Below are 11,035 nucleotides of genomic sequence, written 5' to 3'. Positions count from 1 at the left end.
CCGGCGGGTACATTAACGCTTGCGCGGTCCTCCGCCGCCCTTCGTTTTGAACAAATGAATGTTCTCAAGCGCCCGGCCCGTACCGATCGCCACGCAATCGAGCGGATTCTCGGCTACGATAACCGGCATACCCGTTTCTCGCGCCAGCAGCTTGTCCAGGTTGCGAAGCAGCCCGCCGCCGCCGGTCAACACGATGCCGCGGTCCATAATGTCCGCCGACAGCTCCGGCGGGCATTTCTCGAGGGTCACCTTAACCGCGTCAACGATCGCATTCACCGTATCGGTGAGCGCATCGGTAATTTCGTCGGATGTAATCGGGATCGTCTTGGGCAGTCCCGTAACGAGGTCGCGTCCCCGGATTTCAATCGTCTCGGTTTTGTCCAACGGCAGCGCCGAGCCGATCTCCATCTTCAGTTGCTCGCTCGTCCGCTCGCCTATCATAAGATTATACATCCGTTTGATATATTGAATGACCGCTTCGTCCATCTCGTCGCCGGCAATCCGGATCGAACGGCTGGTTACGATGCCGCCAAGCGAAATGACGGCCACCTCGGTCGTGCCGCCTCCGATATCGACGACCATATATTCGATGAACTCCCATACCGGAAGATCCGCTCCGATCGCGGCCGCGAACGGCTCCTCAATCGTATACGCCTCCCGTGCGCCCGCCTGCTTTGTCGCATCCTCGACGGCGCGCTTCTCGACGGCGGTAATGCCCGACGGCACGCAAACCATCACATTCGGATGGCGCGGAAAAAACGCGCGCTGCTTCTGCGCCTGCCGGATAAAATATTTAATCATCGTCGCCGTCGTATCGAAGTCAGCGATGACGCCATCCTTCATCGGGCGAATCGCGCGGATATTGCCCGGCGTGCGGCCAATCATTTTTTTCGCCTGCTCGCCTACCGCTTCAATCGTTTTCGTATCGGTACGCAAGGCCACCACTGACGGCTCCCTGACGACAATGCCTTTACCCCTGACGTAAACAAGGGTATTCGCCGTTCCCAGGTCGATCCCCAAATCTTTTGTGAAGCCTCCAAACATTAGTTAAACTCCCTTCTATCGATCAGACAATCCCTTATATTATATTACATCAGACCTTGTTCCTTCAAACTAACAAACCTGCCGTCGCCGATGACAATATGATCCAGCACGTCTATACCAATCAAATCGCCCGCCTCGCGCAGACGCTTCGTGAGAGAAACGTCCTCCGGACTGGGCGCAGGATCGCCGCTCGGATGGTTATGCAGGCAAACGATCGAGGCGCTGCTGCATTTGATCGCGGCACGGAATACCTCACGCGGATGCACCAGCGACGAGTTAAGCGTTCCGACTGACAGCGTTTCGCGCCCGATCACATGATTTTTCGTGTTTAGAAAAAGACAGACGAAATGCTCCTTCTTTAAATAACGCATCGTTTCCATCATGTAGTCGGCAGCATCCTTCGGCCGCCGGATCGTATAGCGTTCCTCGGAACGGCTCTGCGCAATGCGGCGGCCGAGCTCCAGACCGGCCCGGAGCTGAATGGCTTTGGCCGGTCCGATGCCGCGAATTTCCGTCAACTCGTCAATGCTCATATCGATCAAACCGCGCAGGCCTCCGCACGCATTCAAGATGCGGGAAGCCAAATGTAAGGCCGATTCGCTTTTGGTTCCGGTTCTTACCAGAATCGCCAAAAGCTCGGCGTGGCTAAGTGCGTCTGCCCCATAGGCCATCATGCGCTCTCTCGGTCGGTCTTCTTGGGGGATATCGCGCAAAATCAGCGTTTGCGTATCCATATCCGGTCCTGCCTTTCGATTGGTGCTTCGTCAAATCACGTCAATGCCGAACTCGCCGAGCAGCTCGGACAATAGAGACAGGGGCAGGCCGACCACATTGAAATAATCGCCTTCGATCCGGTCGATCAGGGTAGCGCCCAATCCTTGGATGGCATAGGAGCCGGCTTTGTCCGATGGCTCCCCCGAGGCGACGTATCGTTCAATCAAACGGAGATCAAGCGGCTTCATATGTACTTGCGTCATGCGGTGCGCGATCGCCTCGCGGCCATCCATGGTCGAGACAAGCGCCACGCCGGTATACACCTCGTGCGTTCGCCCTTGCAGCCGGCGCAGCATGCCCGCAGCCTCGCGAACGTCAAGGGGCTTACCCATCATCTCGCCGTCCAGCACGACGATCGTGTCCGCTCCTACCACGACCGCCGGTGCTTGATGGTTCCTCTCGACATCCGCCAGCATTGCTTTTACCGCACGCGCCTTGCGCAGCGCAAGCGCTTCGACGATCTGCTGCGGCGTCCAATCCGCCGGCGTGCTTTCGTCCGCATCGGATGCCATGATCGTGACAGGTATGCGCAATCCAAGCGACTGTATGAGCTCACGCCTTCTCGGCGAAGAGGAAGCCATAATAAGCCGCTGCGGCGTTCGCCCATGAAGATCCGTCAAATTGTTCAACCGAATCCGCTCCTGTCCATTATACATGCTGGTGCTTCGTGACGGCCTTTACTGCCGCGGATCCCTACATTTTGCGATACAGCCAGATGGCAATGATCGCGCCGGCGATGCTGAGCAGGCTGATATCGATACGCAGCGAGAAATCAAAGCTGAAAACGAGCAGATCGGCAGCAGGCGACCAGGAAATCCGGGCCGTATCCGTTAAAAACGATATGCCCGGCACCTGCTTCAGCCATCTGGCCGCAAGCGCGCCGGCTATGAGTCCGATCAGGATAAAAAGCATGAGAAACCACGCATTTTTCTTCATCTTCCAACTTCCCTCGCCTTTTTTTGACACCCTGCCCTTTATTATACGTTGGAAGCATTCCGTTTACAATGCGTCAAAAGCGCCCCATCCATTCCTTTTGTACGAACACCGCTTCCATCAGAGCCGTCTGCGCATTCCGCAAGCGTTCTGCCGAAACGTTCTTTTCGTATTCCTCCATCGCTTCCGAAGCCGTTCTTATGGACTGGTCCAAACGATCTATATAAGGCTGGTAGTCAGCGGCCGCCCCTTTCCTGAATACAGCCGCAGACTGCGACCACTGCCGCATCGCTTCCTTCCAGGCTTCCGCTTCATCGGCCGCCAAAGAAACAGGCTGCCCGCCGGCGAGCAAGCCCGCCGTCAATCCGCCTAACGTGCGAATGAGCGCATCGGCAGCTTCAAAAAATCGGACCGCGTCCCCGCTCTTTCCGTTAAAGGGAAACCCGGAAACGGCTTTGACCGCGATTTCCTTCCGGTACACCTCGACGCCATCCAACGCTTTCCCCAGATCAGCCGCTTGCACCCGATCGGCAGCCAGGCCCGCGTATACGCGGTAGCCATCGGTGGTGTCCGCGGCAGCCGCCAAGCCTTTCGCGCGCAGCTGCTTCAGCGCGGCACTCATCCCCTCTTCATTGCTGAACACGCCAAATTGAAGCATCGTATAGGTACGTTCAGGGAAGTCCGCCGATACGGAGGACTTCCCTGCCTTAGCGCCGGAGGACGGGACGGACGGAACAGCCGGTGCAGCGGCCGAACCATCGCGGGCTTCCGGCGATGGCGATAAAGATGGAGACGAAGAAGGGGCAACCTTAGCGGCCGCTTTCCCTTCCGCCGAAGGCAGCGGCGATTTTCCCGCAAACAAGGAGAGCACAAGATAACCGAACAATGCCCCTGTCAGCACGGCACCGGCCACCGAAGCGAACACCTTCAGCCACGACGGCCCTCCGTCGCGCCGACGCTCTACGACAAATCCCGTATAGTCGCTATCCCGTTCCGTTCCCGAAGAAGGGGGAGCAGTGGTCTCCGATAGCCGTCCATCATAACCCGTGAAGGCATCTATGTACCGGCGGTCGTCCGAAGGGACCCGGTGTTGTGACCGCTCATCCATCGCCGCTTTGTCCCTGATCTCTCCGAGCTGAATATCGGCGGCCGCCTGAAGCGGCGGAGCGTCCGTTTCCCGGATCATCCGTTCCACCCTGTCCGTCGGTCGCTCAGCATGTGGAGTATCATCTATCGGCAAGGAGACTTCCACCGGCCGCAGCCGGCGGCCGCCGGCCGCATTGTCCGTATCCGTTTCCCGAATAAGCCGTTCAAGCGCAAAGGCGTCGTCCTGAAACGGGCTGTTCCACGGAGCGACATCGGCCGTGAAATACAGCTCTTCGCGGAAGATCGGCACAACCTTGCTGTCGGACGCCGGGCCGCGTTCCGGCTTATCGGACGGCTGACGCCGCGCCCGGCCGCTTTCTTTCTCGAATCGATAGGTGATGCGCGCTTTCGGGTTCATCGTATCTCTCTCCTTCTCCGGTTTTATACTTCTACTCTATGAAGAGAATGAGAGATTTATGTTGGGCCCCGAGACAAAAAAGACCACCGGTACCGCCATCCGAACGGACGATGAACCGGAGATCCTTTGTATTGCCGCTGCAGCGAGCGCTCTATGCCTATTCCGGATACCGCTCCCGCAGCTTGCCCGCGAGCGCATCCGCCACCTTCCATATGTCGCCGGCGCCCATCGTGATCACGAGGTCGCCGGGGGCGACGCGCTCGGACAGATAGCCAAACACGTCATCCTTGGTCGGCTGATAGACCGTATTCGCATTGCTGTTGGCAACGATCATCTCAACCAACTTGCCTGCATTGATGCCTTCGATCTGCTTTTCGCCCGCCGGCGAATAGATGTCGGTGATGACGACCTCATCCGCTTCGGAGAAGGCCCGGCTGAATTGCTCCAGCAGAAAAAACGTACGCGTGTACCGCTGCGGCTGAAACACCGCGATAATTCGTTTTCCGGTAGCCTTCGCAGCCAGAATCGTCGCCTGGATCTCGGTCGGATGATGCGCGTAATCGTCGATCACGAGCATATCGTTTACTTCGCCGAGCACCTGGAAGCGCCGCTTCGCGCCGCGGAAGGAGCGGATCGCTTCCGCGATCGAAGCGAACGGGACACCCGCCTCCAGACAAGTGATGACCGTGGCCAACGCGTTGCTGACATTATGCTTGCCGGGCACGGACAGCTTGATGCGGCCAAGCTCGGCTCCGCGCTTATTGATCCTGAACGACACCTTGCGGTCGCCGAGCTGAATATCCGTCGCTTGATAATCGGCATCCGCGTCGATCGCGTAAGTAACGATTTCTCCGCCACCCGATACCTGGGGCAGCAGCTCGCGGACATTCTCATCATCCGCGCACACGATCGCTTTGCCGTCCGGCTTCACCTGCTCCAGAAACCGCACGTACGCCGCCTTCAGCTTATCGAAATCGCCGTCGTAATTTTCCAGATGATCGGCCTCAATGTTGGTGACGATCGCAACGGCCGGATGATACTGCAGAAAGGAGCCGTCGCTCTCGTCTGCCTCGGCCACGACGTATTCGCCTTTGCCGGCCTTGGCGTTCGTTCCGACGTTCACGATCTCGCCGCCGATAATATAAGTTGGGTCAAGCCCGCAAGCCTCCATCACAAGTGCAATCATCGACGACGTCGTCGTTTTGCCGTGCGCGCCCGCGACCGCGATGCCTTTGCCGGCGTTCATAAGCCGGGCCAGCATCTGAGCGCGGTGTATGACCGGTATATTCAACGCTTCGGCCGCCCGCCGTTCTACGTTATCTCTGGACAGCGCGGTCGAATAAACGACCAGGTTCGCCCCGTCCACATGCTTTGCTTCATGACCGATATAAATCATGGCCCCTTTGGCCGAAAGCTTCTCCGTCAGCTCCTGCCTTGCGACGTCGGAGCCGGACACCTTGTAGCCCATCTCCAGCATAACCCTGGCGATAGCGCTCATCCCGTAGCCGCCGATACCGATGAAATGAACGTGTTCTGCCGTGTTCAACTCGCGATTCACCAACCTTTTTCAGAATCCGTATTGTAGAGCAAACGGGAACGAACGTCCGCGATCAAGTACAGCGTGCCGGTTACGACCGCCAGATCGCCCGGTTCCGTCCGGCGCTGCAGCAGCTCAAGCGCTTTACGCCAATCGGATTCGACCGTTATGTCAGCCGGACCGTTCTCCGCTTCGGCCGCCATGGCGCGCAGCTCGTCGGCAGCCAGCTTTTTGCGAAAATCGGGCTCGGTTATGATCAGGGTATCCACTAGGGGTAGTATATGCCGCAAAGTATCACGATGATTCTTATTCGCCAGCATGCCGATCATGACATGCAGCTTCCCGAAAGAATACGTATCGCGCAGCGCAATCGCCAGCGTCTCCATGCCTTCCGGATTATGCGCGCCATCCAGCACGATGCGCGGCTCCCTGCTCACTGTCTCCAGACGGCCGGGCCACCGAGCTTCGCGCAGGCCCGCCTGCAAATCCGCGTCTTCCACGATGAGCGCATAATACTGCCGCAGCACTTCGAGCGTCATAACCGCCACCGCCGCGTTGGTCCGCTGATGGGCGCCGTTCAACGTCACGGTCAAAGGTTCGATCGTGCGGAATATCCCTTCGAACCGGAAACTTTGTTCATCTTCCCTAACCATTAGCGGGGATTCATGAAACTGCTCGCCCAACAGATAAAGGGTAGAACGGCAGGAGGCCGCAGCCTCCCGTATGACCGCAACCGCTTCCGGGTCGGCAGCCGCGCTGACAACTGGCACCCCTGGCTTAATGATCCCCGCTTTCTCACGGGCTACCTGCTCGAGCGTATCCCCCAATATGTCCATATGATCATGGCCCACGTTCGTTATGATCGAAACGACCGGCGTGACGACGTTCGTGACGTCGAGTCGCCCCCCCAGTCCCGTTTCCCAGACGACATAATCGGGAAAAACCGTTTGGCCGAAATAGAGAATGGCCAGCAGGGTCGATACCTCGAACATCGTCGGCGAGCCGAGCTCGGTTGCTTCCATCGCCTCGACTTGCGGCTTTATCTCGTTGGCGAGCTCCAGCACCGTCTGCTCCGGAATATCCTCGCCGTTATACTGAAACCGGTCCGTAAACTTGGTAATATAGGGTGACGTGAACGTGCCGACGTCATACCCGCACTTGATCAGCACCGATGTCAAATAAGCGCATACCGAGCCCTTACCATTCGTGCCCGCGACATGGATGAACTTGAGGCGCCGTTCGGGATGTCCGAACGTATCCAGCAGCGCCTTCATCCGCTCAAGTCCGGGACGGATGCCGAACGGCACCAGCCCTTCAATCCATGCCCGCGCTTCCTCGTACGATTGCAGCGAAGCGGCGCCGGCTGCGCGTTGTTCCATGTTCATAGAAGCCCTTCTTTCCGTACGATGCTTGTTCTACTCATCCGAGCTTAACCGCGCAGCTCGGCAATGCGGGCCAGCACCTTGTCGCGCTTGTCCGCGTAGTCCTTCATTTTTGCCTTTTCCTCGTCGATAACCTTGGTTGGCGCCTTCGCGACAAACCCTTCGTTGGCCAACTTTTTATCAATCCGCTCCACTTCGCCGTTCAAGGTTTGAAGTTCCTTTTCCAGACGAGCGATTTCCTGCGAGATATCGATCAGGCCGGCGAGCGGAAGGTACAGCTCGGCGCCCGTCACGACCGCCGTCATCGCTTTGTCCGGAGCCGACAATCCGAGTCCGATCTCGAGGTTCGAAGTGCCGCAGAAACGCCGCACGAACTCTTCGTTGCGGTTCAATATGGCCAGCTCCGCTTCCCCTGAAACATTCACAAGCAGATCGATTTTTTTGCTCATCGGCACATTGACTTCGGCGCGGATGTTGCGCACCGCACGAATCATCTCCATCAGGAGCCCCATCTCGCGCACCGCGTCGGCCGACTCGAGCGCAGAATCGTAGACAGGCCACGGCGCAAGCGTAATCGTCTCGCCTTCGTGCGGCAAATGCTGCCAAATTTCCTCGCTGATGAACGGCATGAACGGGTGAATCAGACGCTGCGTCCGGTCGAGGACGTAAGCCAGCACCGATTGCGTGGCGCGCTTCGCAGCCTCGTCCTCTCCGTATAGATTAAGCTTGGCGAACTCGATGTACCAATCGCACAGATCATCCCAGATAAAATTATAGAGCAGACGGCCGGTTTCGCCGAACTCATAGCCGTCGATCAAACGCGTAACATCACGCACGGTTTCGTTCAGCCGGTGCAATATCCATTTATCGGCCGTACCGAGCGGCATGCGGATGTCGATGTCTGCCGGTGTCACGCCTTCGAGATTCATCAGCGCGAAACGGGATGCGTTCCAGATCTTGTTCGCAAAGTTGCGCGATTGCTCAACCTTCTCCCAGCGGAAGCGCAGGTCCTGTCCCGGCGTGCTGCTCGTGGAGATCATGAAACGCATCGCATCCGCGCCGTATTGCTCGATCACGTCCAGCGGGTCGACGCCGTTGCCGAGCGATTTGGACATTTTGCGTCCCTCCGCGTCGCGGACGAGGCCGTGTATCAGCACGTCCTTGAACGGAATGCGCTCCGTAAACTCCAATGCGGTGAATATCATCCGGGCCACCCAGAAATAAATGATATCGTAGCCGGTCACGAGCACATCGGTCGGATAAAAACGCTTCATGTCCTCGCTGTCCTCGGGCCAGCCTAGCGTCGAGAACGGCCAGAGCGCCGAACTGAACCAGGTGTCCAGCACATCCTCATCCTGGCGGAGCTCGCCGCCGCAGGAAGGACAAGCCGCAGCATCCTCGCGAGAGACATGCATGCTTCCGCAAGCGTCGCAGTACCAGGCGGGGATCCGATGACCCCACCAGAGCTGGCGCGAAATGCACCAATCGCGGACGTTCTCGATCCAGTGCAGATAGATTTTCTCAAAACGGTCCGGCACGAACGTGACGCCGCGACCGGCCTTCTGCGCTTCAATCGCCTTCTCGGCCAGCGGCTTCATCGAGACGAACCATTGAGTCGACAGATACGGCTCCACGACCGCGCCCGAACGCTCGCTGTGGCCGACCTGATGAACATGCTCCTCGATGCGAACGCATACGCCTTGATCCTGCATATCCTTAACGATCCGCTTGCGGCACTCGGCACGATCCAGTCCTTGATAAGGACCGGCCTGCTCATTCATCGTGCCGGTTTCATCCATAACCACGATCTGCGGCAGCCCGTGTCGCAGGCCGACCTCGAAGTCATTCGGATCGTGCGCCGGAGTAATTTTTACCGCGCCGCTGCCGAACTCCTTCTCGACGTACTCGTCGGCAATAATTGGAATTTCGCGGCCCAGCACCGGCAGTACGAGCGATTGGCCGATCAGGTGCTTGTAGCGCTCATCCTCCGGATGCACCGCCACCGCCGTATCACCCAGCATCGTCTCCGGCCGTGTCGTGGCGACCGTGATGTAGCCGCCGCCTTCCTTCAGCGGATACTGCAGATGGTATAGCGCGCCCTGCATTTCCTTGTATTCGACTTCGATGTCCGACAGCGCCGTGCGGGCCAACGGATCCCAGTTGATGATTTTTTTGCCGCGGTAGATCAGTCCCTTGTCGTACAGCCGGACGAATACCTCGCGAACGGAGCGGGAGAGGCCTTCGTCCAGCGTGAACCGCTCGCGCGAGTAGTCCAGGGAGAAGCCCATTTTGGCCCACTGCTCATGAATCGAGCCCGCGTAATGCTCCTTCCATTCCCACACCTTCTCCAAAAACTTTTCCCGTCCGAGATCGTACCGGGATAAGCCTTCTTCGCGCAGCTTCTGCTCCACCTTGGTTTGCGTCGCAATGCCGGCATGGTCGGAGCCCGGCAGCCACAGCGCGTCATAGCCCTGCATTCTTTTCGTTCGCACCATGATGTCCTGCAGCGTAAAATCGAGCGCGTGCCCGATATGCAGCATCCCGGTTACGTTTGGCGGCGGAATGACGATCGTGTAGGTTTCGGCGTCCGGCCGATTGCCCGCTTTAAAAAAGTTGCCCTGCATCCAAAAATCATACCATTTGCGCTCCGCCGCCTTCGGCTCGTAAGTCGTCGGCATTTCGGTCGTGCGGTTCATTTCCGTCATTGTTCCTGTTTACCTCCAATTATAACAATGGGCGGGTTGCCCATCGGATTCATAACGGTAAAATAGAAAAAACCTTCCGTCCCCAAAGGACGAAAGGTTGAGCTTCCGTGGTACCACCTTTTTTTCGCAGGCGCTTGAGCCATGCGACACTCGGGCTGATAACGGCTGCAAGCCGGCCCACTCTGCGGACAAACCGCTCAAGGAGGCAACTCCGGGGCGACCTGTAGCAGCGGCTGATCCTGCAGGACCTTTCAGCGTAACGGTCCCGCTCTCTGAAGGCGCGGCTGCGTACTCTTCCCTTTCAACGTCTTTCATAGTTTTCATTATTACCTATCATACCGATCTTATCCCCCGCCGTCAATATAAGACAAGACCCGACGCGCATGCGATTGCTATGCCAACAGGAACGCGGGAGTCAGCGCATCCCGGTCGGGAAATTGCAGCCCGGCACGGCAAATACCCGAACTTCATCGCGCCGCACGCTGCAAGCGGCACGGGAAGTTCGGGCTGGCCGCATGATTTCGTTTGCCCGGCAAGCTACGGAATCATGAGCACTTGACCCTCCGAAACATTGTTCGCGGAAAGCCGGTTGAACAAAATAATTTCACGGGGATTGAGCTGATAACGTCCGGCGATCGTCTCCAGCGTGTCCTCCCGCTGAACGATGCACATGCGCAGCCTGCGGAATTCTTGCTCATCCTGCTGCTTGCCGAGAAATAGGTTCTGCCATACGATGTCGTCGCCGGGCGGCGGCTGAATCTCCCGTTCCGCCTGCTGCTTCGCCTGGTCTTGCTCCGCCGCCCGCCTTAACTCCTGCTCCCGGCGGCCGGCATGCAAAAGCGAGATCAAGCCGACCGAATCATCGGCAGCAGGCTCGCGCACCCCGCGTGCCGCTCCGAAAGCAATTCGCATTTCGGCTTTGGCGGGATCGGGTTGAGCGGACTGCGGCAGTTCGGACTCGTCCGTCGCAGGAGCGAACGCTTCATCGCGTGCGGAGAACGGCGGCGTGTCGGGTTCTTCAAATTCCGGCCGATCTTCTTGCCTGCTGCGGTTGGTCGGAAACGGAACGGTCGATTCCGCGTCCGCGATGGCATGCCAGCCGCCAGCCACAGCCGGAGGCTCGGCTTCCCGGTTATCCGGCTGTGCGGCATGGCTC

Annotated in this window: 9 protein-coding genes; all 9 read right to left on the bottom strand. The window is 58.2% G+C overall.

The features are described 5' to 3' along the window. Nucleotides 1-12: 12 nt before the first annotated feature. Nucleotides 13-1,044 (bottom strand): rod shape-determining protein, encoded by a 1,032-nt coding sequence (locus tag BG52_RS00965; protein WP_036666601.1) that lies wholly within the window; start codon nucleotides 1,042-1,044, stop codon nucleotides 13-15. Between the two features lie 44 nt (nucleotides 1,045-1,088). Next, a complete protein-coding gene (gene radC / locus BG52_RS00960) occupies nucleotides 1,089-1,778 on the bottom strand; it encodes a RadC family protein (RefSeq protein WP_036585742.1) in 690 nt (229 codons plus the stop codon). A 30-nt stretch (nucleotides 1,779-1,808) separates the two neighbouring features. Beyond that, nucleotides 1,809-2,447 carry a Maf family protein gene (locus BG52_RS00955; RefSeq protein WP_263280384.1) on the bottom strand — a complete coding sequence of 213 codons (639 nt, stop codon included), beginning with the start codon at nucleotides 2,445-2,447 and terminating at the stop codon, nucleotides 1,809-1,811. Nucleotides 2,448-2,511: 64 nt separating this feature from the next. Then, complete coding sequence (locus tag BG52_RS00950; RefSeq protein ID WP_036585740.1) at nucleotides 2,512-2,754, bottom strand: DUF4321 domain-containing protein; 243 nt, start codon at nucleotides 2,752-2,754, stop codon at nucleotides 2,512-2,514. 73 nt (nucleotides 2,755-2,827) lie between these two features. Then, nucleotides 2,828-4,255, bottom strand: coding sequence for an SPOR domain-containing protein (locus BG52_RS00945; RefSeq protein ID WP_036585738.1), 1,428 nt, complete (start codon nucleotides 4,253-4,255; stop codon nucleotides 2,828-2,830). 157 nt (nucleotides 4,256-4,412) lie between these two features. Next, nucleotides 4,413-5,801, bottom strand: coding sequence for a UDP-N-acetylmuramate--L-alanine ligase (murC, locus tag BG52_RS00940; protein WP_036585817.1), 1,389 nt, complete (start codon nucleotides 5,799-5,801; stop codon nucleotides 4,413-4,415). A gap of 8 nt (nucleotides 5,802-5,809) precedes the next feature. Beyond that, a complete protein-coding gene (locus BG52_RS00935; protein ID WP_036585737.1) occupies nucleotides 5,810-7,177 on the bottom strand; it encodes a bifunctional folylpolyglutamate synthase/dihydrofolate synthase in 1,368 nt (455 codons plus the stop codon). Between the two features lie 44 nt (nucleotides 7,178-7,221). Beyond that, the gene (locus tag BG52_RS00930) at nucleotides 7,222-9,870 is read right to left on the bottom strand and encodes a valine--tRNA ligase (RefSeq protein ID WP_397310102.1); all 2,649 of its coding nucleotides are present in this window, start codon (nucleotides 9,868-9,870) and stop codon (nucleotides 7,222-7,224) included. A gap of 546 nt (nucleotides 9,871-10,416) precedes the next feature. Continuing rightward, nucleotides 10,417-11,035: LysM peptidoglycan-binding domain-containing protein (locus BG52_RS00925; protein WP_144340690.1), on the bottom strand; the 619-nt coding region annotated here is incomplete at its 5' end.

Origin of the sequence: Paenibacillus darwinianus (assembly GCF_000598065.1) — a bacterium.
In the GTDB taxonomy this organism is placed as follows: Bacteria; Bacillota; Bacilli; order Paenibacillales; family Paenibacillaceae; genus Paenibacillus_I; species Paenibacillus_I darwinianus.
Note: the sequence above shows the minus strand (reverse complement) of the source record. Positions and strands in the feature narration are given on the sequence as shown.

Excerpts from the sequence above, each read along its gene's own strand:
- BG52_RS00965 (WP_036666601.1), bottom strand. The coding sequence starts at position 1,044 with ATGTTTGGAGGCTTCACAAAAGATTTGGGGATCGACCTGGGAACGGCG.
- radC (WP_036585742.1), bottom strand. The coding sequence starts at position 1,778 with ATGGATACGCAAACGCTGATTTTGCGCGATATCCCCCAAGAAGACCGA.
- BG52_RS00935 (WP_036585737.1), bottom strand. The coding sequence starts at position 7,177 with ATGAACATGGAACAACGCGCAGCCGGCGCCGCTTCGCTGCAATCGTAC.
- BG52_RS00945 (WP_036585738.1), bottom strand. The coding sequence starts at position 4,255 with ATGAACCCGAAAGCGCGCATCACCTATCGATTCGAGAAAGAAAGCGGC.
- BG52_RS00950 (WP_036585740.1), bottom strand. The coding sequence starts at position 2,754 with ATGAAGAAAAATGCGTGGTTTCTCATGCTTTTTATCCTGATCGGACTC.
- BG52_RS00930 (WP_397310102.1), bottom strand. The coding sequence starts at position 9,870 with ATGAACCGCACGACCGAAATGCCGACGACTTACGAGCCGAAGGCGGCG.